Raw genomic sequence first — 26,555 nt, 5'->3', positions numbered from 1 at the left:
AAAGAGAGTTCTTAACTCATCATGAGGGGGTCATGAGTATATTTTAGAGGCCTAACCAAAAATAACACGGATAAAAACCCCTTAAAAAATAAAGAAATGAAAAAACTGCCTCAAAATGTCGTTATTCAACGACTTTTTGAGACAGCCTCTTTTGTTTTCTTAATACTTCACAAAAAATGCCGTAAAATACATGATTAGTAATCCTAAAGTGAAACCAGTAAGGTTAAGCCATGAGACTGATTGTTCATGATGTTTTTTATGGTCATCAACTAACATTTTTGTAATAACAAAGATGACTTGTAAAATAGCTCCTGCCCCAATTCCGAGGAAAATTGCTCCCCAAACTGGTGAGAAAACAAATCCACCAAACCATGTTCCTAAAATAGCTGGAGCTCCAGCTATTGCACCTAATAGAATGAATGTACTAATTTTTGGTTTTGTCTTTAATAATGGTGCTGCAATCCCAATACCTTCAGTGATATTATGAAGTGTAAAACCGATAATTAAAAATGTCCCTAGCGCAGCTTCACCAAGAGCAAATGACGAGCCGATTGCTAATCCTTCTCCAAAGTTGTGCAATCCGATTCCAGTCGCCATTAGTAATGAGATACCGAATGGCGTATATCCTTTGCTTTTTTGACGCTTCTGTTGATACTGATCAAAGCCAATTAATAGTAAAAATGAGAGTGCTGTACTGATAATTACCAACATATTTCCTTGAAACACTGCTGGTGCTTCTGCCCCAATTTCGAATCCATCTGCTAAAGTTCCAACAAACAGGAATAATAAAAGTCCAACAGTTAGTGCTAGTATTGCGTTAATCCAAGTTCGCTTTAACCGCTTCATAAATGGATACCATAATAACCCTAATGTAATTGGGACAATTCCAACATAAAAACCAATGAGTCCATAATTCATAAAGTTTTTCCAACTTGGTTCAGGTGTTAATGTTGCTGCTGCAACTTCCCCTTGAGTGACTATTCCATTTGACGTAATTAATTTGATGACATGCGGGTCACCTTCTACCCATGGATAATAGATTGATACCTTTCCGTCTTGAAATCTTTTTAAGGTTGGATTTGGAGAAACCTTGAAGTTCCAAACTGAATCATCTACCATCAATTGGGCAATTGTTAAACTTTCAGGACCAGTATTTTTTACATCTAATTCAAATCCCAGTTTCGTCACTTTTATTTGTTCAATATTTAATACCTCAATAGGAGCTGCTGGATCCTTTTCTACACCAGCTCCATTTGCAAATATCCATCCTAGTACAGCTAGTAATAAAACAAACGGAATTAAACCAGTTAAAAGCCCTTTTCCTTTCATCGTTCCTGTCCCTCCTCCCTATTCAACCTCAAAGAATCCCATCCATCCAAGCTCTGCAAATTCACTGACATGAGCATGGAACATGTATTTTCCTTTATAAGGAAAACGTACCTCTATAATTCCTCTCTCACCTTGACATTGCATAATTGTATCCGTAAATTGCGAAGGATTTTCATTGATACCCGTTGGATAATACGTAAAATAATTTGCATGTAAATGGAACGAATTTAATAAGTCAAATTCCGTTAAATTACTTACATAGATTCGTACAAGTTCATCTTTCTTCACTTTGATCGGATGATTCATAAACGCAAATGCATAACCATTTACTGTGTAAAATTCATTTTCTCCATCTAAATCTAAATCGAATCCATTCATAACCATGTTGAACTCTTTTGCTTTTTCTCTTGGTTTCTTAGGATCGATAATGAAGTTCCCATATAACCCTTTATGAATATGGCGTGCTAAAGGTAAAACATGGCAGTGATATATTTGTAAGCCATATGGCTTTGCTTCAAATTCATACGTAAATGATTGACCTGGCATAATTGGCGAAATTCCATCCATACTTGGTGGGTGAATCCCGTGAAAATGGATGGAATGGGGATGACTACCATTATTCGTAAAATGAAAACGTAATAAGTCACCCTCAGTACATCTGAATGTAGGTCCTGGAATCGTTCCGTTAAAAGTCCACCCTGGAAATTTAATTCCTTTTGCTATTTCAATTTCTTTATCAATCGCAACTACTGTATACTCACGAAGTGTCCGACCATCTGGAAGCGTCGACACTTTTCCATAATCAAATTCTGTTAATAGACGTTCAGCCATTCTATAGCCATCTGTTTTTGTAGAATCGATCATATTTTCATGATTCATAGAATGATTGTTTTTATGATTAGTATGATTTGAAGCATTTGCTTTATTAGAAAATGGACTTAACGCATTTAAGTACATACTTCCAGCAAGACCTAGCATGCCAGTTGTACCAATCTTTAATATGTCACGTCTTGATACTTTTTTATTTGACATATCTTGACCCCCTCTTAAAGTTTTTCCCTAACGCAACTTTATTGTGTTTGTCTATACTTTAATTTACGGACGAGCTTGTTGTCAATAAAAATTACACATCACATTAAATTTTTTTAATACAAAAAAAGATTGCATCTTTTGTAATCAATACAAAAGATACAATCTTTCAAATTTAAGCTGTGACACTATACATTAAGCCCATATACATAGTCATAATAAAACATAAAGCAAACAGTATTGGTAGCATAACATTTATTTTTTTTATAAAACTTAAAACCAATAAAACAAGGAATATTAGAGACATACCAATCAACATGATTCCTTCCATTGAAGCGAAAAAATGTAACTGCATTGTTGGTTCAATATCTATCCCTATGATTCTTTCAATCCATTTAGATGAACCTTCCGTTCTGATCGTTAAATCAATTTCATGTGGAGATGATTTTGTACTCATTACTCCTGTAAAAAAGAAAACTAACGTTAGAACAATACTTTCAGCCTTTAACCAACTTCTTATATTGAAAGTTGGATTCTCGATTGATTTTTTTATTAAAAATCCATTGATAAAAGCAAAAAATAGTACTGGAATAATCGTAATATGTTTTAATAACAACATTTGTCCATAAGGTAATAACCATGCAGTCGTATAATCTTGGATTTTTACAACTTTTAACATTAATACAATTCCACTAACAAAAATGATTAAAACACAGCCTACCGCTAGTGGGGTAAACCATTTTAAAAAATTCGTATAGTTAGTTGTTTCTTTCGATAACCAAGCCACGTGAAAAAGAATTCCACTCCATATTGATACCACTAAGAAATGTATGTTTTGAAATATAAAACCTGTCCAAAAGTCTAATGAAGTAATATGTCCTGCAAATCCAATTGTTGAGATCATTAATAATAATGTGATGACATTCATGATTTTTTTACCATTACCGAATATATTTAAGCACAGTACAATTGCAAACATACTTGAAAATATCCAAGCCTTTCCAATTTCTGTTTTTACAAAAACTGAATAAGTTGCCCACTTAAAATCTACAGCGTTTTGAAAATAAATAATAAGATTAAAAACTGATCCAAGTGAAAATAAAATAATGCCTAATAAGATGAAATACACAGTTCGTTTTGACATCAAAGTAACAGGTTTCATCTTGTCGGGTACAAGTTGCAAAACAATATAGCCTACTAACAATGAGTAAAGTAAATAAGTTATAAACTCAGTAACTGGTACTATACTACTCATTTTTTATTCCAAACGATTACTCCACCGACCATTAGTAAAATACCAAAAATACCTATGCCTATTAAGGCATATGGAATCTTTTTCTTTTCTTCTTTTGGAGTAACTTCTTTTGTTTCTTGAGTATTTTTTTCTTTGGAATCACTGCTTTTGTCTAATGTTTTATCATGATTAGTTGAAACTTTATCTTCGTCTTGTTTTAACTGTACTTTGAATTCAATACCGCCAGTAATAGGATGTCCATCTTCTCCAACGATTTTCCACTCGATTTCATAGTTACCATTCTCCAGATTTTTCGGCATATTTGCTACCATTTGATTATTTTCAACGGAAATATCCTTCACTTCTAAATCTTTTCCATCTTTAAATACTTTTAATGTACTAAGTTTCTCTAAAGGTGTTTCAAAGTTTAACGTGATTTGTTTTAGAGGCTCATTAATAACTTCTCCATCAGCTGGATTTGATGTTTCAAGTGTTGTATGGGCACTTGCCATTGATGGGAATAAAAAAATTAGTAAAATTAAAAACGATAAAGCTTTTTTCATAAAAATCCCCTTTACTTTTCTAGTTCTATGTTTTATTCATTTGTCATTATAAATTTATTTTGTGATGGAAATGTGAAGTTTAATTTGAAGTAATAATACAATCATTCAAATCGATAAAAAAACTTGGTAAAAGTACCAAGCTTTTAGATTAAATCTATTTGTTTTTACTATGATTATTTTCTTTATCATCTATTAGATCGCTTGTTAACCCTTGGGTAGAACGTTTAAATTCTTTTAGCGTTTGACCAAAAGCTTTACCGATTTCAGGTAATTTTTTAGGCCCAAAAATAATTAATGCAAGGATCAAGATCAAAATTAAACCTGGAATACCTATATTTGCCATTATATCTCCCTCCTACTTTTTCTAACTTAACTAACTTATATTACTAACTTCTTGAAATTAGTTCTTATATTAAAGAAAATCTTTTCATTCTTATAAATTATAAACATATTCCAAATTAAAAACCTATAACAATCTCGTCATTTTAATCGAAAAACATATTAATTGTTCACAGTTTCGACACTATTTGTACAAATTCTTTTATTACCTAATCAGATAAAAGTGAAGTTTCTGTGCAGTATTTGTACTATGGATATTATGCATTAGATGAAAACAAAGAAAAAGTCCAAACCCTTTTACTACTATGTTTAAACTTCGGAACAAGTATGATCCCAACCAGCGACCCCTACCCTGTCAATTACGGAGTACAGTAGTATTCAATATTTATGAATATTTTAGGTCAATTAAGTCCAAGTAATCAAGCGGTCCATGAAATTTTATTCACTGTTAATCCATAATTTCTATTGTTTCTAACTAGTCTGTGCAATTTTTGTGCAATTTAAAAATGCTTTACTATTATGAGGTAGGGTGTCATGTTTAAATTGTTGTTTTTCTATTCTCCGTTTTCTTATTCAAGAACTACCGTATATTTATTTTATTATTCTGGTTAATGATAAAAATTATTTAAATGATTTTTCATTAAAAAACCACTTCATCATAGGTGGCGTAACAAGTGTCGTAACAAGAACAACCACTAATAACATTGAAAAGAATGACTGATCTAACAATTTATTCTCTAATCCAATTGAAGCAATAATTAATGCAACTTCACCTCGAGATATCATCGCCGATCCAATTCCTAAAGATATTTTCCAAGTAAAACCACTTAATTTTGCTCCTATTGAGGAACCTATTAGTTTTGTTATTATCGCTAGAATACTTAATATTATTATTAGACCTAAATCCGTTAATATGCCTGTAAATCTTGCTGAAACACCGATTAATGTAAAGAACACTGGTACAAAAATTGAGTAACTTATTGTCTCAATTTTTTCAAACACCTCATGCTTAAATTCAGTCACACTGATTGAAACACCTGCAATATACGCTCCGATAATTGCTGCTACCCCTGTGTATTCGGCCATGTAGGCATAAATAAAACAAATGATTAATGCCGATGAAATAACTGTCTCTGTCACACGTAATGAAGAAAATTTTTTAAGCAAAAAAGGAACGATCTTCCAGCCTACAATGATTGCTCCTATAAAAAATAATACTTTTTTTAGAATTAATTTTGATAGACTCACATCCCCATCAGAACCAGTCATACTTAATAAAAAAGCAAGTGCAATAATGACTAAAATATCATCAATTACAGCTGCACCTAATACCGTAGCTCCTTCACGAGTTTTTAATTTATTCATTTCTTTTAATACTTGAACTGAAATACTTACACTCGTTGCTGATAGCAATAATCCCAAGAAACTAGATTGACTAGGGGATAAATTTAAGAAAGATCCTACTAAATATCCAACTACAAATGGTACGATTATTCCTCCAATTCCTACAAATATAGAAGCCTTACCTGTTCGTTTAAATTCATCAATATCTGTTTCAAGACCTGCAATAAACATCAAAAGTATTACACCGATTTGACTAATTTCATTTAATACATCTGTATCATCTACCAGTCCCAATACAGAAGGCCCAAGCACAATTCCGATCAAAAGTTTTCCAAGTACAGAGGGTTGTTTTAATCTGACACTAATGTCTCCAGCTATTTTAGATGCTAGTAATATAATAGAAAGTTGAAAAATAAGCATAGTTTTTCTGTAGTAATTGTTTTGTAAAAATTAATTAACAATTAGTACAACTCACCTCCATATTTTGAAAATATCACTTATTCCAGTTTTTAAGACTATTATGAGGATTTATCCTCATCATCATGAGGATATTTATGTTCACTATTTATTAATTTACGTAAATCTCCTCTATAAAAAACATCTTTAAATTCTTTAAAATTAAAAGGAATTAGTGGTGCTAAGTATGGAACACCTACTGAACGTAAACGAGACATATGTATGATCAATATCAACAATCCAATACCCAAACCGGTGAAACCGAAAAAATTTCCTATAAAAAGAAAAAAATAGCGTATAGGTTGAATGGCACTAGGTAATGTCCCAATTGTAAGCATCGTGCTTGTAAGGTAAGCGATCCCCGCTACGATGAGACTAAGAGGGTGAACTAGCTTTGCATCTACCGCTGTCGTACCTATTGTAATTGTTGAGATTAATGAAACAACTAGCATCATTTCCCTTGAGATTTTATATGAACCAATTCCTAAAATTTGTAACAAAAAGATAAGAAAAAATACTTCAGCCCACAAAGGTAAAATGGTAGTTGTTTCCTCAAAAAACTTCTTATGGAATTCTTTCGATACCAAATTGTCATGAAATCTTGCAAATGCAATGTAAAATCCAGGTAATACGATTGTTATCAGAAAACTTATTATTGTAATTAGGCGAACGCTTAACTTTAATGGTTTAACATAATAGTCACTTGGTTGTTGAAAGTATTGGACGAATAAATTAGGCACAATGGTTGCAGATGGGGTACCGTTCACCATAATGGCAATTCTTCCTTCATACAGAGCGGAAGCTACAGCATCTGGCAACTCAGTATTAAAAGACAGCGGAAAAAGCGTTTTCTGTGTTCCTTCTATTGCTATTTCAACTACTCTTGACTCAAGTACATAATCAACTTGTAATGAGTCAATTCTATTATGTACTTCTTTCAAAGTAATTTGATCAACTCGATCTGTTAAATAAACAATCGCTACATCTGTTTTTGCGACCCTTCCAAGTTTCTTCTTTACCACCATAAATGTAGGAGATTGAATTATATTATGAAGTAAATTTAAGTTCACTTTCAATTGTTCCGAGAAAGAAATCAATGGTCCTTGAATATTACGTTGTCTCGTACTCTGTTCGACTGATCGTTGTTCCCATTGTGCTGTATCAACAAGTATTCCGCTTTCAAAACCATCAATTAAAACAAGTGTTTTGCCACTAATTATCCCTTCAATTGAAGATGATATTGATGTCACTACCTCAACATTTTCTGAACGAATATAATAAAATGCTAAAGTATTCATAAATGTATCTTTTTCAATGATTCGAATACTGTGTAATGGATCAATAATACTTTCACGAATTAGTTCCGTATTAACAATTCCATCTATATACAATAATGTACCTACGTTGTCTCCATTTGCGTCTAATTGAATTTGTCTTACAAAAAGTTCGGGTGATTCGTGTAATCCCTTTTGTATCAATTTTATATTTTTATTCAAGCCCTTGCTTAGATTTTGAACTTCGCTATTCATAGATCACCTCGAATCATTTTTATACCAATCTTTTATAGTATCTAAAATTACTTAATTAATATTCAATTTGTCTTGTTCTATTTTGGCATAATAATTATTAGCTAGAAACATTTATGAAAATATATTACTTATTGGTGAGGCATTTTATTGAGTTATCCTTAAATAAGAAAATGATCCCCTTATCGAAGATCATTTTTTACTAGTTCATTAAAATAATGCTTATTAATTTTAAAACAATCCCCAAACGTCTAAATAATAAACACCGAAAATAAGAAAGATAAGTATTGAGGCTACCGATAGATAAACAACCAATATTCTTGAAAATTTAAACGTTTGATTATTAATATCATTTCCCTTGATAAAATAACTGATCGTTGAAATGATTAAAGCAAAGATTCCTACAATAATGGAGGATAATCCAATTAACTTTGATAATGTGCCACCTATATTTGCATTAGAAGCCAGAGTAGAAAAATGAAGATTAGTGATTAAAAAACCAACCCCCATAATGGTTATACTGGTTCTTACCCAAGCAAGATAGGTTCTTTCATTCGCTAAATGCTGTTGTATATATTTAGAATCAATTGTTTCTTTCTGTTTTTCTAACGCATTATTCATATTCATACCTCTATATCTATATCTATCTTCGGAATAACCTTTAAATAATTCAATCGGAATATCTTTACGATTTTCATTAAAGGTTCACTAGCTTATTATCCTTTCCTGTTGAAATTTGTTGATTTCGGCTCCCGAAAAGGAATATTAATAGCGCTGCAATTGCCATTGTAATTGCCATCCCATAAATTGCAATGCTATATCCACCCACTGCATTTGCACCAGCATTTTGAATGAGTTTCCCAAAGATAATAGGAGTAATAATACCAGACGAAGTCATTATTCCAAAATAAGTTCCTGTCATAACTCCTCTTTGCTGTGGAACTATACTAACTACTATTGCTGGGGCAAGTGTGTTTATAGTAATTACCATTGTATTTACTAATGAAAGTACGATGATAATTGCACTCAAACCATTCAATAATGGATACAATGCGTACAAAACACCTGCTAGCAATATACTAATAGCAGAAAATAAAATGCGCGATTTCCATAAACTTTGTGTTTTTTTGTAAAAACGATCTGAAATGATAGAAAGTACGATTGCTAAAACAGCTCCAATTAATCCAGAAATAGCAATAGCTGATGCTGACTGTTGTTCAGATAACCCCTTTACTTTTATTAAATACGAAGGATTAAAAGTAAGTCCAAAAACAATGAATGAATAAGCAATAAAGGCAATTAAAGTTGTAAAGATAAATATAGGAGATCGTAAAGCTTTCCATACATCTTTTCTATTATTCTCTTTTTTATTTTCAATCGTTCTAACTTCTTCTTTAAAAGAAATAGTTGGTTTCATTCTCCCTAACCAAAGCCAACAAATGAACCACACAAAGCTAAAAAGACCAGAAATAAAAAATGCTTGCCTCCAACCATAATTTGATATTAAAGAAACGATAATAGGAGCTGTAACAGCTATCCCAACAACATTTCCAAAATTAATGATGGATATGGCGAACCCACGTGATTCTGGCTTAAACCATTTACTTATATGACTAATTGCAGTTGCCAGAAATGCGCCTTCTCCAGCACCTAATAATATCCTACTAAAGATTAGAACCGGTAGGCTTGTTGCAAATAGAGCCATAGATTGTGCAATGGTCCAAACAATTGCCATAATTGCAAGTGATTTACCAGTACCAATACGATCCGATAAAGAGCCACCTACTATACCAAATATTGAAAATAACCAAAAAAAGCTGCTACCTAATATACCAAACTCGGTAGAGGTTAAGTTCAAATCTTTCGTAATATGAATTCCCGCTAAACCTAAAATTGATTTGTCAGCAAAATTAATAATAGCCATAATAAAAAGTGAAAATAAAATAATCCATTTCGCCCAACTTTTCATTCAAACTCCTGCCTCTCAACAAATCTATACTTTTTCGATAAACATTAGTAAACACACATTTGGAAAAACACCTGCACAATCTATTTTTTCGAACATGATTGAGCAGATGCTTATTTTAAAAATTGAACATACATTATTTTTTCTATTAATTAAGGAGTAACGATATTTATACAGCGCTCGAACTTATCTAAAAGTGATAAAAATTCATTCAATTTTGTTTTTTCACCTGAAATGATTAATTTACCTGCTCCAACTGCTTGTTCAGGTGAAAGAAGACCAAGTACAGTTCCATAAAATACGAATTGATCAATTGTTAATGAAGCATCTGCATTAGCGTCTAACTTATTTGCTTTGAAAAACAAAACAGAATTTTCCAAATATAAAGTATATAGCTGGTTAGTATCTGATAACGTTACATTTATCGTTATTTTTTTACCTTCTGCTTTTGGACCATTTAATTTAACAGCTACTAGTTTTAAGAATTCATCTACTGGCATATTCTTTATGATTCCTGAGACATCTAATGGGGGATTATCTTTATTAATTCCATATCTTAGTTCTGATGCTCCAACAAGATAAATATTGCGCCAATTAGCTGATTCAGCTTGATACCCTAATTGTTCAAATGCATCTGCTAATAAATTTTTAGCTTCTGAATTTTCTGGTTCAGCCATAATGACATTTTTTAACACTTGGGCTACCCAACGATATTCACCTTTTTCAAAATCAGCTTTTGCTTGTCTCAAAATATTTACTGCTCCACCCATGTATTCTACATATTTTTGGCCTGCTTCCACTTGTGGTAATGGATCCAAATCGGAAGGATGAGCACTATAATAACCTAAATAATAATTGTAAATCCCCTTTGAATTATGCTTTATAGTTCCATAATACCCACGATTTCCCCAGTAATTATCCAATTCTTTTGGAAGTGTGATTATTTCAGCTATCTCATCCATCGTATAACCATGATTGGCTAAGCGCACCGTCTGATCGTGCATATATTTATATAAATCGCGTTGAAGTTTTAAATGATTAATTGCATTATCTTTCTCCCAAACGGGCCATGCATGAATCATGAGTAATGCATCGATTTCTTTATTTTCAAATAATTCGATTGTTTTATTCAGTGAATTAGCCCAATGTAATGCATCTCGAGTTTTTGCTCCTCTTACTGAATAAATTTGATGCATCAATTTATTGGCGTTCTCTGAAACAAATAATGCTTTGTAATCTTCTATATAAAAATGCATTTCAGCTGGTGCTTCTGTGTTTGGTGTTAATAAAAATTTAAATGTTACACCATCGACTTCCATCGATTGGATTTCATTTTCTATTTCAACATTTGGTAACTGAAAACTCATAGTACCTGCTCCCATTGTTGGTCCAATTCCTACTGATACAGATCCTTTTACACCGTCCGGTAAATCTTTCCCAAACTGATACTCTGCACGACGAGCCATGATCGTACCTAAAAGTGCATTCTCACTTAAAGCTTCTTCTGTAAAAAATTGAGGGACGATAATCGGAATAGTAGGATTTTCAGCATATTTAAGTACAGCTTGTATACCGCCAAAATGGTCAGCATGACTTTGACTGATTATTATGGCTGTTACTGGCTTTTGTGGTCGATGTTTATAATATAATTCCATAGCGGCTTGAGCGGATTCATTACTTCCTAATGCATCTACGACTATAACACCCTGTTTACCTTCAATAAAAAAGTTTGTTACCATTGATTGTCCACGTACTTGATATACTCCTTCTACAACTTCAAACAATCCAGAGATAGCCTGTAATTGTGCATTTCTCCATAAACTAGGGTTTACAGTCTCAGGAGCAGTGTCATTTAAATAGTTTAACTGTTCAATGTCCCAAACGACTTCCCCAGTATCATCTTTTATAATCTTTGCTTCTAGTGGTGCAATAAATCCTCTATTTGCATCCAAGAAATCCTGCCTATCATCAAAATTTAGAGAATCATATACTGCCAAATTTGCCTTTTTTGTAAAAGAAGTTGCGGGCATTGATTGAGTTAAAGTGTTATTTGTCATAAGAACCTCCATAATTTGATATACATTCAAAAGTTTTTTTCAGATAAGACTCTATTAAACTAATTAACCTTCACTTGTTCTACATTTAAAGCTCTTTTTAAAATCTTTCCTGTACTATTCTTAGGTAATTCTTTCTTAAATTCTATTTGTTTAGGTAGCTTGTACTTTGCAAGCTTGTCCTTGCAAAAATGCAAGATGTCATCCTCGGTTATACTTTCATCATTGGATACAACGAAAGCCTTTACGATCTCTCCGTAGTCTTTATCAGTTATTCCTAATACAGCTACTTCAACAATCGCTGGATGTTGATAGATTACTTCCTCTACTTCTCTTGGATATACATTGTATCCGTTTACAATAATCATGTCCTTTATACGATCAACAATATAAATATATCCATCGTTATCCATTCTTGCTAAGTCGCCAGTATAGAACCAGTTATTCTTAATAGCTTTAGCTGTTGCAACAGGCATTCCAAGATATCCAATCATGACATTTGGACCTTTTACAATTAGCTCACCTATTTCGCCTCTTGGAACTTCATTTCCAAATTTGTCGACAACCTTATTTGTTACGCCTGGAATATCAACTCCGACAGACCCAATTTTTCTTATTCCTTTTATAGGATTAAATGCGGTTACAGGAGCTGTTTCTGAAAGTCCGAATCCTTCAGCAATAATAGTCTTATATTTTTCTTCAAATCGTTGAAGTAACTCAACTGGCATCGATGCTCCACCTGATAAACATACACGCATAGATGCGAAATACTCAGCTGAATAATCTTTTAATTGTAATAAAAAGTTATACATCGTCGGAACACCAGCAAATAATGTCACTTTCTCATTAAAAATTGTATGAATGACTTCAATCGGATTAAATTTTTGAACAATTACGATATTCGCTCCACTCATAATTGTAGTATTAATACAAACTGTCATGCTAAATACATGGAACATTGGAAGGGCAGCTAACATGCGATCGTCTTCTTTAAACTCTACTAGTTTAGCAATTGACTCTGCATTTGATGCCATATTCCTGTGACTTAGCATAGCTCCTTTAGGTCTTCCTGTTGTTCCAGAAGTATATAAAATAACAGCAAGATCTTCCGACATAATTAACGGATTTTCATTGTTTTTTGATTTATTTACAATCAACTGTTCCCAATTGAATTCAGCTTTTTTCGATCCCACGTAATAAAGCATTTCGATCTGATTTAATTCTAATTTAATAGAATCAATAATTGGTTCCAATGTAAAATTAGCTATGACAGCTTTTGCTTGGCTATTCGATAAAATATATGAAATTTCATCTTTCGTAAAGATTGGATTAACCGGTACTACCACCCCTCCTGCACAAATTATTCCATAATAGGAGATAACAAATTCCGGACAATTCCCTAATATCAAAGCTACTTTATCACCACTTTTGATTCCTTCATTCACTAAGTTAGATGCTACACACTCAACTTGTGAGAATAACTCACTATACGTTATATTTTTATTTTCAAATGTAATTGCATTACGATTTGGATATTTTTCTGCACTTTTTCTTAAACTTTCATTTAAATTCCAATTCATAAAAATTTTTCTCCTCCTGATTACTACATACTATTTGTTGCCTACACTCAAGTAACTTAATGAATTAAGAGTGATTAATTGAAATTGCTATACTAAAAAATAGAGGTAGATTCGTATTATTTTTTCTTCCAATGTTATACATAAAATTTGAATATAATTGAGGCACCATCAAAAGTTTTGAAGGTGCCCGGTATTATAATTAAAAATTATGAAATTACTAAGCCAGAACCTGCAACTTCATTAGAGACTTTTTCAATTACTTCAGGTGGAATTTTGAAGAATATACCGCAAGGATCACTATGAACCATTGCTACAATATAAGCCATATTATCGACATTTACTTCAAAGTCAGCAAATGTACTAGGTAGACCAACTTTTTCACGTAAATTACGGATGAATAAAACAACTTCTGCAAGGCACTCTTCTGGTTTTTCCGGTAAATCCTTTAGGCCTAGCGCTTCTGCAAAACCATGAATTCGTTTCAAATAATATGGTGCAAGTGATTCCATTACATTTGGTAATAGCACTGCATTTGCAAGTCCATGTGGAATTCCGAATTTTGCTCCAAATACATGCGCTATATTATGTACAGGAATCGCATTAACAGAAAGGCTGAAAGCAGAAATTGCCATCGAACTAGCCATTAACATATTTGATCGTGACGCAAGGTTATGTCCTTCATGAACAGCAGAAGGTAAATTATCTACAATCATACGAATCGCTTGAAGTGCATATGCATCCGTCATTGGATTCGACTGAGGTGAGAAATAAGCCTCTACTGCATGAGTTAATGCGTCAAATCCTGTAAATGCTGTAATTTTTGGTGGTAAACCAACTGTAAGCTCAGGGTCTAAAATCGCCATATCAGGACTAATGAATGTATTTAGGATATTCGTTTTAATTCCTACCTTTTCATTAAATACTACAGCGATTGGAGACACTTCTGCACCAGTTCCAGCTGTTGTTGCGATTGCAACGTGTGGAATTGGAATATACTGAGCTTCTGGCCAAAATTCCATTAAATTCCCCACAAGAAGCTTTTCACGAATATCATGAACCTTATTATGAAGCATCCATTTAATTGCTTTAACTGTGTCTAAAACACTTCCTCCACCTACAGCGATTAATGAATCTCCATTACATTCTTTAAAGTACTTAGCTCCTCTGTTTATGATTTCACCTTTTGCATCCTGTTCAATGTCCTCAAAAACTCCTACTAGCTGTACTGCACTAGGAATAGCTTCAAATAGTTCCTTAATTTTATCTGTAATTCCCGCTTGAGTTATCCCTTTATCTACGTAAAGAACTGCTCTTTTACCACCAAGTCCTTTTATCATTTCTGGTAACATTGAGCGAGCTCCAGCCCCACTGTTTACAACTGTACGAACCGAAAACTGAAAAAATGACGTTATCATGGGATCACCTTCTCTTTTCTATTATTTTTTATTGGTCTTATTGAATTAATCTATTTTTTTATATTAGTAACTTTTAAATCTAGTTTTTTATAATAAGATGCCATACCAAGGTTTTTGGCTTAATTCTGGAGTAAGTGAACAATGAACATGCTTTACTTGCGTATACTCATCTAATGCATAACGGCCAAGTTCACGCCCAAAACCACTTTGTTTATATCCACCAAATGGTGCATCACTTCTTAACATGTGCCAGTCATTAATCCAAACTGTTCCCGCTTTTAAATCACGTGAAATTTTTAATGCTTTGTTAACATCTTTTGACCAAATTCCCGCTGCTAACCCGTAAATTGTGTCATTCGCAATTTCGACTGCTTCTTCAACCGTAGAGTATCGAATCACGCAAAGTACAGGACCGAAAATCTCTTCTTGAGCAATTTTCATATTATTGTCTACATCTGCGAAAATAGTAGGTTCAATGAAAAATCCATGTTCATAACCTTCACCCGTTAATCGTTTTCCTCCGCAAACTAAGCGAGCACCTTCTCTAATTCCTGTCTCAACATAGGATAATACTGTATCAAGTTGTTGCTGAGAAGCCATTGGCCCCATACCGTTAGCCATATCAAGCTGGTTTCCAATTGTAATTGAAGATGCTAATTTTGCTAAGCGATCAACCACTTCATCATAAATCGAATCATGTACTAATAGGCGTGTGCCAGATTCGCAAAGTTGTCCAGAATGAAGACAGAATCCAAATAAGCTACCTGGAATTGCAATATCTAAATCTGCATCTGGTAAAACGATAGAAGGTGACTTGCCACCTAATTCAAGTGTAACGCGCTTTACTGTTCCAGATGCTAATTGCATAATGCGTCGTCCAACCTCTGTTGATCCAGTAAAAGCAATTTTATCAACTTGTGGATGGGTTGCTAGTACTTCTCCTACAGTAGCACCAGGTCCTGAAACAACATTGAAAACTCCAGCCGGAATTCCAGCTTCAGTAGCTAATTCTGCTAATTTCAAAGTAGAAAGAGGTGTATTTGAAGCTGGTTTAATAACGATCGAATTCCCCATTGCTAGTGCAGGTGCAATTTTCCACATGGCTAAAAGCATTGGAAGATTCCAAGGTGTAATTGCAGCTACGACACCAATCCCTTCACGCCATACTTGATTATTACTTGGCCCTGGAAATGGCAGTACTGGCAGAGATTCAACAAATGGATACTCAACAGTAAATTTTGCTGTTTGCTGAAGTAAATCTACTAAATATAAAATATCTAAATTTGAAATTCTTCTGACAGTTGCACCTGAGCTAATAGCTTCTAAAAATGCAAGTTCCTGAGAATGTTCGACAATCTTATTCCCGAAAGTAATTAAGATTTGCGCTCTTTCTTGAGGTGATTTTTTTGACCATATTCCTGAATCAAAGGCTTTACGAGCAGAAACAATAGCAGCTTCAGTATCTTCCTTTCCTGCTTTGGCGACTAGAGCGATTACTTCTCCAGATGCAGGGTTTTTTACACTAAACGTTTCACCACTTTTTGCAGGTGTCCATCTACCATCAATATAAAGCGGAAATTCTAATACTTTTACAGTCGTTTGCATTTAAAAACCTCCTAAAAATAGTTTTATTAATATTAAGTAAATAGGATTTATAGTAACACCTTTTCATTCGAATTGGCCTTACCTCTTATTTAGAAAAAATGGTAGATCATTAGGGTATAGGTATATTGGGTCATGGTACATGTTTTTTCCCCTTTTTAAATGAATTAAGATAAATTAAAATGACCTGTTTCCATAGACCGTTTACTACAAATAAAACGCTTGCAAAAACATATAAAAATTTTTAGAATATAAAATTAGATAAATGTTTTTTTGGAAATTTATTTTAGTTTAAAAATTAAGAATTATCTGAATCAATTGTATAACTTCGCAATTACTAAGTAAAATTAAGGTTTGTAATACCTGAATCATAATTACTTATATCTAAATTTAGAGGATTTTATTATTCTCAAAACGAATTTCTAATATAGTAATTTATAAAATAAGGTGGTCATCCTATGCACATACAAAAGCTAAAGATTCTTTCTGAAGTTGCTAAAACGGGCTCTTTCTCTATAGCTGGTCAGAATCTTCATATAAGTCAGTCTGGTATTAGTCAGGATATCAAAAAAATAGAAGATGAATTAGGTATTAGAATTTTCGATCGCACTCGCTATGGGGTTGTTCAATCATATGAAGGTACGATAATTGTGAAAAAAGCAAATGAAGTTTTGTTAAAATATGAAGAATTGATCTTAGAGGCTAGAAAAATTTTAGATATACATTCTGGAACACTCAGAGTGTCTACTATACCTGCTTTTATTACTTATTTATTAAAACCATTAATGGAATTTAAGAATTTATACTCAAATTTAACGATAGAGATTTCAGAAAATATAACTGAACTTACAGTTGAATCAATTCAACAGAATAAATCTGAAATCGGACTTATCTGTATCTATGAAGATATTTTAAAAAATATTGAGCATTTAAATTTCGAAAGTATCCTTGAGGGAACGCTAAAGGTTTATGTAAGTAATGATTCTCCTTTCGCTAAAAAGAAAAAAATAACACCGGAGGAAATTATTCAGCAAAAGATCGTCTTATATAATGGCGATTATATTAAGTGGTTTATTAAAAATTTTCAAAGTACTTTTGGAAAATTGAATATTTTATTGTCATCAAATCAAACGGAAGAACTATCACGTTTAATCTCAAATGGATTAGCGATTGGGTTTGCCCCAGATTTTGCTACTAAAAGTAACCCTTATGTTATAGAAGGTAAAATTGTTGAAATTGATATTATCAACTATGAACCCATTAATGTAACACTTGGCATTATTCAAACCAAGAATAGAACTCATACAAAAATAGAGGAACACTTAACTCGGTTTATTAAATCTGAATTACAATATTATCTTAATAAAGATTAGAAATATATATATTCACTTGACAGTAGTTGTTTTTTTAAGAGTTCTAATAAAAACTTCTCACTATTAATATTATGATTGATTTACAACCTAAAATTGCAAATTACTAAAACAAAATGGACTAGATGAACACTTACTCATCTCAGTCCATTTTTTACTTATAAGGTCTTTTCTACTTACAAATTTATTTTTAGATTTCAACTATTGTCAAAATACGGCCAAACTCCCATAGTTTTAACCTACCAGACACTAATTGATTCAGGACATTTGAAGGGAATTGATAACCTATCAACAGCTTATTTAAGCTAGTCTGACTAGCAATAATCTCTTCATATAATCCTTTCTTCCTTGAGCAAATTTTGCTTTGCCATCTGAGAAAGTACTTCCACCTGCAAGTAGATTTTTAAGTATTGTGCATAATCATATATACTACCAATTGATTGATAAAAAAGATGTCTCAAATGATATGAATCATTAGAGACATCTTCTTTTTAATTACATTTAAGTACTTTACTTAACTTTTATCGTTCGTTTTACAGAATGACTTTTATTTCCGGCATTATCCATTGCATATAGAGTAATCGTTTTTGTACCTTTACTTTGTTTTGGTAATTTCACATAAAATGTTCCCTTACTTGTTACTTTTGCTTTTGCAACAGCTTTATTACCTATTGTTACAACAATTGTTGAATAAGCCTCTGCTTTCCCTTTAATTTCAACAACTTGTTTGGAACTTACACTCAAGCTTGAGATGACCGGTGTATTTGGAGCAGTACGATCTAAGACCTTTGTTTTAGATGCAGCGCTTTGATTTCCTGCGCGGTCTTTGGCATAAACTGTTAGAATTGTGCCTGCTTTTTGTTTACTTACTTTAATACGATATACTCCCTTTGTATCGGCTTTTCCTGTTGCAATTATTTTGTTTTGATTTTTAACAATAATAGATGCGTTTGCTTCGCTCGTACCTGAAATAGATGTATCGTTGTTATCAATCTGATTAATCCTTGGTGCATTAGGTGCTGTACGATCTAATACGATTACTGATTTACTAAGTTGACCTTGGACATATACCGTTAAAACTGTGCCTGCTTTTTGTGGGCTAATCTTTATGACGAATTTTCCACCGGCATTTGTTTTACCAGTTCCTACTACAAGTTCTTTATTTTTCACAATAATATTTGCATTGGCTTGCGTAGTTCCTGAAATACTTGTGTCATTGTCATCAATTGTGTTGATTGTTGTTACTGGTGGTTCTTCATAATTTTGTCTTAATACTGTCAAATAAAATTCTCTCGTCGTGCTCGCATTTCCTTTCTTAATAGTTGCAGTTAATGTAACAGGACGATTACCAAGCTCAAATTTAGGCCTTGATACTGTTCCATCATTTTTAATGAAAGAAGGATTACTTGATGACCAACTAATTGTTGTATCATTCGTCCCTTTTGTTGGTAAATTCAATTTAGATGTTACAGAATTTTGATCTGTATTATCGTTCTTAATTAAATTCCATACGACTGATGACTTTGCTGCCAAAACTGCCGGCTCATCATTCGTATCTTGACTTCTTACAAAGAAATAAAACATTTTTCCAAGTCTTGCATCACCTAGTTTTATATAAGCGAATACTGGAACATACTGATTTTGGGCAGGTCTTGTCACTTTTCCGTCATTTGCAATCACGTCTGGCATGTCCGATTCCCATCGAATTTCGACACCGTCATTTCCAAAAGTTGTCGGGAAGTTTAAATCCTTTGTCACGTCCAAATCACTTGTGTTTTCGCCAAGTAATTTGTCAGTTGTTAACCCTTGATACACGCGTAGTACTTTTGTCCTTTCTGCGTGTTGTGTATCTCTTAAGACTGTTAGATGGAACGTTTTGTATAATGTACTGCTGTTTCGTGTGATTTTTGCAACAAGTTCCACCTGTGCATCATCTTCGTCAAATAACGGTAGATACACGTGACCTTTGTTTGTAATATGCTTTTGATCATCAGAAGTCCATGTAATTACTGAACCATTTGATGCTCTAGTTGGTAATGATAAAGCTTGAGATACATCACCTTGGTCAGTATTTCCTTCTCGAATAACATTCCAAGTAATAGCTGAAGAATCCTCAGCAACAGCCTGTGAATCATTTTGAGTTTTCGCTTTCACTGTTAGGTTAAATGTCTTAACAGCAGTAGCACCGCCTACAGTTGCAGTAGCTGTTAGTGTAATATTCGTATCTTTATCTGCCCGATATACCTTACCATCGTTTGTGATAATGGTCGGATCACTGCTTTCCCAGCTAATTTCTGCTTGATTATTTTTATCATAGAAAGGTAGTACTAAATTAGTCATCACATTCGTTTGATCTGTGTTACCACCTTTTATCTTGTCCCAATTCAACTGTTCCGCTGCTTTTGTTGCTAGAGGTTGATCAGCGGCTTCTGCAGCACCAAGACGATAGACTACCACATTGAAAACTAATGGATGGTTCCCTGCAAATGGGTGACTAGGGTTCTCACCGATTGTACTTCCACCATCTATTTCAAAATAGTTTGCGCCAGGTTTTAATTCACCCGTTAGCATACTAAATGATTTCACACCAGGTTCATTATTATATCCAGCTGGGATATTTCCGCCAGTTTCTTCGTTTAACCCATCGTCATATGGACCACTTCTCCACTCTGACGTTGGATCAAATAAATTTTTATAGAAGTTATTTTCTCCCTCTCTTGCTCGATTCCAATCAACCCATTCAGCGTAGAAATTCATTCCAACTGCAGTTACCGACCCTTTTACATCATACGTAGAATCATAAGTAAAGAATGTTGCAGTACCTGTTGAATCAATAATCGCGTTATCAAATTTCACTTTAGGTATATAAGAATTTTTGATGACAGGTACTTGGATCGTTGTCTCGTGACCTAAATAGTCAATCATCGTTACTGGGAACGTACTTTCACCTTCTGGTATACTGCCCGGATCATTATAGCCAACAGGACCATTAAAGACATATACATCTCCTAAAGGCAAGTCCCACTCTGGTATAGCATTAGGGTAATAAGATGTTGCTGCTTTTCTTTGTTGATTTCCAACTAATAAAATTGGTGCTAAATCCGGATTCGCTGACCATGTTTTATTATTTCCATAAGGCGTTACAAGATAGCCTCCAACCCATGGATCGAAACTTTCTACATGGTAAGTCTTATTGTATTGAAGTTTTATTTCAGAATTCCTACTTGCATCTTTATATGGAACAACCTCAATCGGAAGTTCAGTATTTGTTTCACCATTATTAACTATTACTTTATCTGCTGTAACACTTACATTAAATGTAGTTGTACTTGCATTCCCCATATAATCGGTAGATGTTAGCTCAATTGAGTGCTCACCATTTGCTAACACAACTGGATATCGGAACGTTTGTTCAGATCTATCTAAAGTTGTTATACTACCCATTGATTTTTTAGTTCCACCATCAACCGCAACTTCTACTTTATAGCCTCTTGAATTTGCTATTTCATCTTTTACTGTCGTATTTAACATAAGAGAAACAGGATCTCCACTCTTTTCTACAAAAGCTTTCATTTTATCCGCATTCACTGAAATCGTTGGTGCCACTGTATCTACATATGTCTCGATGCCAATTGCTGGAATTTCTGCATCATTCCATTTTTCTCCCTCAGCTAAACATACATACTTCACAACATACTCTCCTGCAGGTAAATCGTTTGGAACGGTATATTGTCCTTTAATCGAATACTCACTGTATTCTCCATATGCTGGTTTTTCCGTCATCACTTGATTTAGATCAAGGTCGATAGGATCTCCAACAATCGTATTATTATCGTAATAATCTTTTAAAAGGATCGCTTGAATTTTTTTCACAGCACCTGTACGTCCAACTGCTTTAAAATTCAAACTAAAATTGTCGCCAGGTTTCACGTTAGCAGTCCAGTACATACTTGGAACTTTGTCGCCTAAAGTAGCTGAATACATATCGATCCAAACATGATTACTTGTTTTATTAACGATTACTGTATGAGATTCACCATAATTTCCGACTTTATCAATTGGAGCAATAGTGATGATATTTAGTCCTTCATTTAATCCAGGTACTTTTAATTCATATTTGCCATCTGCATTTTGCTTAACATCTGATTTATAAGTAGTAAATGGCTCGCTTCCATTTACGGCTAGATATATACTTCCGTCAACTCCACCAGCATCTCCATCATCCATTGTCCAGCGCACAGTATAACTATCTGTATTTGTCACTTCCGGATGTGTTTTTTCATCATAGCCAGCTGATCTTAATAAATTTATAGTCGGTGCTGTAGTATCCTTATACATAGGAATATAAACTGTCGGTTGCGGTTTTGCATTAGGTGCATCTGCTGTTGCTGTTACTGCAAAATAATACTGTCCATCAGGAACAGGTAGTCCTTGATTATATGCATACCAAACCCAGTTTTGTGAAACCTGAGAAGGTAAGCCACCTGAGTATGGATCATTTTTGACATTCCATTCTTCATCTGCCAAATGAGTCACAAGATTATGTTCTTTATCAACAACATCTATTTTTATGTTTCGTGCGCTTCTTAGTAAAGCAAGTGCTGGTACTGGGTAGAATTGAGGACCAAAAGCATAAAACTTGTCACCTAAAGCGATCTGAGCTGGTGTAGTTGGTTTACCGAATAACTGCTCGTATCCAAAATAGAAAGGACCTGTTTGAACTGCTAATTGTGTACCAAATCCTGACTGAGTCCATACATCAGTTGTATCTACAGTGTCAATAATTTTTGGTTCATCCCATTTTCCATAAAAGCCATTATACGGAACGTTTAATGTTGGGTTATTTGAATCTGTCGGTGTTAAATAAATATAGCCCTCAACAAATGTATTTTTTACTGTAGCATCTGTTAAAGATAACGTAACAGTTACTCGCTTAGTTGAATTTGCTGGAATTGTAATTTCTTTTAAATCAAATAATAATTTTGCATCATCTAAATATCGGCTACGAATGTTATCCGAATTTGTCTTAAGCTCGTCTTTTAAAACATCCGTCATCACAGTTCCATTTAATTTGTAAGTTACAGCTTTATCTGAAAGATTTGAAGCAGTTAGTGTAAATGTTGTATCTTTGCCTATTTCTTTCAAACTAATACTGCCAGTACCAGTTGAGCCGGTAACAACCACAGGAGTTTTTACAGCAAGGTCTGGGCGAATCATCCCTGCACCCTGTCTTCTAGGCTGATATTCAGTCATATAGTCACTTCGGTCAATTGAATTATTACCATTGACATAATCTCTTTTTGCTGGAATCGATGTATTCATAATTAAATTCTTCGATAACCCCGCAAAAGCCCTTGTTCCCGGTTTAAATCCTTTATCAATTAAAGCTTGCATTACATCTGCAACTGCCCCTGCTACATATGGAGCTGCCATTGAAGTTCCATCTTCGCTCTCGTACGCATTGTGTTTATTCGTATCAGCCGTTCTAACTGATGAAACAATCGCATGACCAGGAGCCATTACTTCTGGTTTTAATAATAAATCACTAGTTGTCCCCCAAGATGTGAAATCCGTTGGTTGTCCTGGGTTCGATTCAGCGAATGCAGAGCTTACTTTCTCATCATTAATTTTAAACTTGATTGACTTCTGAGATGTTGCATCTAGTGGCCCAATAACTGGTCCACCTCCACATGTGTTAAGTGGACCAATAACTGGGCCACCGTCACCACATGAAAGTATATCGTCTAATGCCTTTCCATCTTCATAACTAATAAATGAAAATGGAATTGTTCCGAATCCTTGTGGATCTGGTGCTGGTTGAGAAGAACTGCTATTATAAACGATTACTCCAGTAGCCCCTTTTTGTTTCGCATTTGCTACTTTTTCTGCAAAACTTATTGTTCCGCGCTTGATTAAAACGACTTTACCAGTCACATCTATATCTTTGTAATCTGACGGTAAACCAACACGTTCATTTCCACTACTGTCTTTTCCTAGCGAAACTAAAGAATACTCTTTGTTTTTGTCTGCTGGCCAATTCCAGTCATCAAGACCTTCCCCAGAAATATCATTATCCAGTTCTTCTGTATGAAATTTATACGTATGTTTCGATACAATATTATTTGCAGCTGCAACTGTAAATGAATCTGGATAAACACCTGGATTCCCAATTTTATTTAAATCAGGAGTTTGTCCAATTTTTATTGTTTCACCAAGACCACCAGATCGATCTGAATATGCATTAGATGCATTTCCAGCCGCAACAACGACAACATGTCCCTCATCTGTTGCATTTCGAATCGCAATTCCTAATGGATCGTTAGGGTCTCTTGTATCGAAGGAAGAAGATGATCCTAAACTCATGTTTATAACATCTGCTCCTAAAGCAGAAGCATGGTCGATTCCTTTAATAATATCTTCTGTTAATGCACCAGCTTGATGATCTGAGAACACTTTTTCAGCAATAATTTGTGCTTCTGGTGCAACACCTTGTATAAAAGGGCCAGATCCAGCTGCAATTCCTGCCACGTGTACACCATGTGAGCTTGTTGCATTATTTGGATCTTCCACTCGTGGAATGATATCATCATTTTGATCAGCCCAATTGTAGCCGTCTACTACTTTTAGTGAAGTTGTACCATCTGGGCGTTTAAATTTCCCCTTTTTAATTCTTGCTTTACTCATATCTTTCGGATTTGGGAATGCTTCATGCGTATAGTCAACGCCAGTATCAACTACTGCAATGACCATCCCTTCTCCTTTATAACCAATCGGTTTCCCTAAAGAAGAACCATTCCAAAGATTTTTAATTCCTGTCAAATCATGCTGTTGATTAACAGCTGGTGTAAATGTTTGTTGTAATGTAACAGCTTTTACATCTGGTAATGATTTAATGTAATCTATATCTTCAAATTTGATATTATCGATACTAAATCCTTTAAATATATTTTCAAATTCGTGCTTAAATTCTAGTTTATTACTACTCTTCGTTTTACTATTTGATAATTCACTCATGATTTGGTTTTTTGTCGTTTTAATATCTTCTTGAACACTAATTGTAGCATTATTCACAGATATTTTATTGACTCCAACATGATTAGCTGCTGTCAACTCCGAAACCGTTTGACCTTTAAGCTGAACAATGACGGAAACCTTCTCATCCGGCTTATGAGCTTCTAGACTCGACAATTTCGCCATATCTGCTAGTTTCTTTTTCTTATCCCTTTCAATTGCAGCCTCAATGCTTTTTTTACCCTTTTCATTCAAGGCATCAAGATCTTTTTGAGACAAATTAGCTGAATTCAAGCTTCCTTTACCATTCGTAATAAAAATTCCTGATTTTGGTTCAGATTCTTTTACTGTGAATGGATTTTTATGGCTATTTTCCGCAGCAAATACAAAATTCATGTTTGACATGACAAGGCCGAAAACCGCCATATACGACATTTTTTTCAACAATCTTTTTCTATACTTCATATTTCCTCCCCCGGTGACTGAACAATCTATTAGTGAAGTTCACTTGCTCAATCGAGACCAAATTCATAAACCAGATTATTAAGAATTTTTTCAATAATAAGACTTATTATTTTCATTGTACTTAGGCCTATATTTGCTGTAAATTGGGGTTAATTTTCCATTGCTCATGTTGATTATTTAAAGAGGAGACCAATAAAACTTCAGTTCTACGTTCAGTTTTTGTAGAAAATTGTAGAAAATCGTAGAATTACGAAGAGAATAGATCATGAATAAAAAAAATTCTATATTAAACTTGGGGGAATTCGCTAAATTAGATAGTTAAAAGTTATATCATCAATTTACGATCATTAAAAATTATTTTAGAATAGTTTTTGATCTTTTTCGTTTATAACTTACTAAAAAAACAAAATAGCAGGTAGTTTAATAGAGAATATCCGTAAAAGAGTTTGTGCTTTTTCAGACGCTTTATTATACATACGTGGCAAAGTTGGCGCTGTATTAGTTTCTATGAGATGAATGCAAATTCCACGGTCAATTTGGAAGCATGGGCTTACCTTCCAATTAAAGATCAAAATAGTGAAACAAAAAAATACAAGCCTAGCTCATTTCAAGCCGGCTTGTATCAATAAATTATCGTTTTACTGTAATTTCTTTTGAATCTGTTGTAACTTTAAATCCATCCTTGGTGGTTACACCTGCAGAAATATAATACTTACCATCTGGGACATTTGATTCCGGTGTCCATTTCATACGTAAAGTATGCTCATTTAATACTTCTTTTGTATCAATTATGTTGCCATTTTCATCTTTAACATAAATTTTCCAATCTACACGATTGTTTGCATAACCGGTTATTTGAGCCGGATTGTTTTCGTTTACATCTGTTCCAGAAACGTAATACCAACTAAGAACCATATTGTAATCAATATATGATTCGTCACCCCAAACAGTATAGCTTTGGTTGTATGCATAGTCATAAGCCATTACTACAATTCCCTTTGGTTCAGTTGGTACAAGAAGCGATGTTTCTCCTTCGTTCGTTTCATAATACTCGCCATTTACAAATACAATGGCGCCGCCGTATCCGCTACCACCGGCACTATCAGCGGCATTAAATGATATTTCATATTTCCCATTTTTTGGTTGCACTTGAATATTTGAAACTTTTACAGCCTTTGAATCGATCTTTACTGGCAGTTTTACATATTGTGGTTTCGCAGATTTATAATCCAAAGTTGATTTGATTACGTAGTTATAAGTACCATCTGGAAC

At 33.8% G+C, this 26,555-nt stretch carries 15 protein-coding genes and 1 pseudogene; 1 reads left to right on the top strand and 15 read right to left on the bottom strand.

Annotated elements, in window-relative coordinates:
* Positions 1-159 precede the first annotated feature (159 nt).
* The 13 genes from COC46_RS16975 to COC46_RS16915 form a co-directional block, all read right to left on the bottom strand.
* Positions 160-1,329, bottom strand: a complete 1,170-nt coding sequence (locus tag COC46_RS16975) for a ZIP family metal transporter (RefSeq protein ID WP_098811106.1) — start codon at positions 1,327-1,329, stop codon at positions 160-162.
* Between the two features lie 18 nt (positions 1,330-1,347).
* Positions 1,348-2,361, bottom strand: coding sequence for a multicopper oxidase domain-containing protein (locus tag COC46_RS16970; protein WP_098811105.1), 1,014 nt, complete (start codon positions 2,359-2,361; stop codon positions 1,348-1,350).
* Positions 2,362-2,533: 172 nt separating this feature from the next.
* Positions 2,534-3,613: a copper resistance D family protein gene (locus tag COC46_RS16965; RefSeq protein WP_098811104.1), complete on the bottom strand. Its 1,080-nt coding sequence runs from the start codon at positions 3,611-3,613 to the stop codon at positions 2,534-2,536.
* Complete coding sequence (locus COC46_RS16960) at positions 3,610-4,155, bottom strand: copper resistance CopC family protein (RefSeq protein ID WP_098811103.1); 546 nt, start codon at positions 4,153-4,155, stop codon at positions 3,610-3,612. The genes COC46_RS16965 and COC46_RS16960 overlap by 4 nt, the downstream gene beginning before the upstream one ends.
* A 154-nt stretch (positions 4,156-4,309) precedes the next feature.
* Positions 4,310-4,501, bottom strand: coding sequence for a twin-arginine translocase TatA/TatE family subunit (gene tatA / locus COC46_RS16955; RefSeq protein ID WP_098811102.1), 192 nt, complete (start codon positions 4,499-4,501; stop codon positions 4,310-4,312).
* Positions 4,502-5,115: 614 nt separating this feature from the next.
* Complete coding sequence (locus tag COC46_RS16950; protein WP_098811101.1) at positions 5,116-6,258, bottom strand: cation:proton antiporter; 1,143 nt, start codon at positions 6,256-6,258, stop codon at positions 5,116-5,118.
* A 98-nt stretch (positions 6,259-6,356) separates the two neighbouring features.
* Positions 6,357-7,823 carry a spore germination protein gene (locus COC46_RS16945; protein WP_098811100.1) on the bottom strand — a complete coding sequence of 489 codons (1,467 nt, stop codon included), beginning with the start codon at positions 7,821-7,823 and terminating at the stop codon, positions 6,357-6,359.
* Between the two features lie 228 nt (positions 7,824-8,051).
* Positions 8,052-8,441, bottom strand: coding sequence for a YidH family protein (locus tag COC46_RS16940; RefSeq protein ID WP_098811099.1), 390 nt, complete (start codon positions 8,439-8,441; stop codon positions 8,052-8,054).
* 76 nt (positions 8,442-8,517) lie between these two features.
* Positions 8,518-9,789, bottom strand: coding sequence for an MFS transporter (locus COC46_RS16935; protein ID WP_098811098.1), 1,272 nt, complete (start codon positions 9,787-9,789; stop codon positions 8,518-8,520).
* Positions 9,790-9,938: 149 nt separating this feature from the next.
* Positions 9,939-11,843 (bottom strand): alkyl/aryl-sulfatase, encoded by a 1,905-nt coding sequence (locus COC46_RS16930; RefSeq protein WP_176545200.1) that lies wholly within the window; start codon positions 11,841-11,843, stop codon positions 9,939-9,941.
* Positions 11,844-11,902: 59 nt separating this feature from the next.
* Positions 11,903-13,420, bottom strand: a complete 1,518-nt coding sequence (locus tag COC46_RS16925; protein WP_098811096.1) for a long-chain-fatty-acid--CoA ligase — start codon at positions 13,418-13,420, stop codon at positions 11,903-11,905.
* 206 nt (positions 13,421-13,626) lie between these two features.
* Complete coding sequence (locus COC46_RS16920) at positions 13,627-14,835, bottom strand: iron-containing alcohol dehydrogenase (protein WP_098811095.1); 1,209 nt, start codon at positions 14,833-14,835, stop codon at positions 13,627-13,629.
* An 87-nt stretch (positions 14,836-14,922) separates the two neighbouring features.
* Entirely contained in the window at positions 14,923-16,440 is a 1,518-nt protein-coding gene (locus tag COC46_RS16915) for an aldehyde dehydrogenase family protein (RefSeq protein ID WP_098811094.1), read from the bottom strand.
* Positions 16,441-16,895: 455 nt separating this feature from the next.
* On the opposite strand from COC46_RS16915, the gene COC46_RS16910 reads away from it, so the two are divergent.
* The gene (locus COC46_RS16910) at positions 16,896-17,810 is read left to right on the top strand and encodes a LysR family transcriptional regulator (protein ID WP_098811093.1); all 915 of its coding nucleotides are present in this window, start codon (positions 16,896-16,898) and stop codon (positions 17,808-17,810) included.
* A 507-nt stretch (positions 17,811-18,317) separates the two neighbouring features.
* Here COC46_RS16910 and COC46_RS16905 read toward each other — a convergent pair.
* Complete coding sequence (locus COC46_RS16905) at positions 18,318-25,283, bottom strand: immunoglobulin-like domain-containing protein (protein ID WP_098811092.1); 6,966 nt, start codon at positions 25,281-25,283, stop codon at positions 18,318-18,320.
* A 630-nt stretch (positions 25,284-25,913) separates the two neighbouring features.
* A pseudogene (locus COC46_RS22325) lies at positions 25,914-26,555 on the bottom strand (S8 family serine peptidase); the annotation flags it as partial.

This window comes from Bacillus sp. AFS041924, assembly GCF_002577195.1.
GTDB lineage: Bacteria > Bacillota > Bacilli > Bacillales > Bacillaceae_G > Gottfriedia.
This window is presented reverse-complemented; position numbering and strand designations above follow the sequence as displayed.

Bases quoted from the DNA above. Each gene is read 5' to 3' on its own strand.
- COC46_RS16940 (WP_098811099.1), bottom strand. From the start codon at position 8,441: ATGAATAATGCGTTAGAAAAACAGAAAGAAACAATTGATTCTAAATAT.
- COC46_RS16930 (WP_176545200.1), bottom strand. From the start codon at position 11,843: ATGACAAATAACACTTTAACTCAATCAATGCCCGCAACTTCTTTTACA.
- COC46_RS16935 (WP_098811098.1), bottom strand. From the start codon at position 9,789: ATGAAAAGTTGGGCGAAATGGATTATTTTATTTTCACTTTTTATTATG.
- COC46_RS16945 (WP_098811100.1), bottom strand. From the start codon at position 7,823: ATGAATAGCGAAGTTCAAAATCTAAGCAAGGGCTTGAATAAAAATATA.
- COC46_RS16915 (WP_098811094.1), bottom strand. From the start codon at position 16,440: ATGCAAACGACTGTAAAAGTATTAGAATTTCCGCTTTATATTGATGGT.
- COC46_RS16925 (WP_098811096.1), bottom strand. From the start codon at position 13,420: ATGAATTGGAATTTAAATGAAAGTTTAAGAAAAAGTGCAGAAAAATAT.
- COC46_RS16910 (WP_098811093.1), top strand. From the start codon at position 16,896: ATGCACATACAAAAGCTAAAGATTCTTTCTGAAGTTGCTAAAACGGGC.
- COC46_RS16970 (WP_098811105.1), bottom strand. From the start codon at position 2,361: ATGTCAAATAAAAAAGTATCAAGACGTGACATATTAAAGATTGGTACA.
- COC46_RS16960 (WP_098811103.1), bottom strand. From the start codon at position 4,155: ATGAAAAAAGCTTTATCGTTTTTAATTTTACTAATTTTTTTATTCCCA.
- COC46_RS16975 (WP_098811106.1), bottom strand. From the start codon at position 1,329: ATGAAAGGAAAAGGGCTTTTAACTGGTTTAATTCCGTTTGTTTTATTA.
- COC46_RS16905 (WP_098811092.1), bottom strand. From the start codon at position 25,283: ATGAAGTATAGAAAAAGATTGTTGAAAAAAATGTCGTATATGGCGGTT.
- COC46_RS16965 (WP_098811104.1), bottom strand. From the start codon at position 3,613: ATGAGTAGTATAGTACCAGTTACTGAGTTTATAACTTATTTACTTTAC.
- COC46_RS16920 (WP_098811095.1), bottom strand. From the start codon at position 14,835: ATGATAACGTCATTTTTTCAGTTTTCGGTTCGTACAGTTGTAAACAGT.
- COC46_RS16950 (WP_098811101.1), bottom strand. From the start codon at position 6,258: ATGCTTATTTTTCAACTTTCTATTATATTACTAGCATCTAAAATAGCT.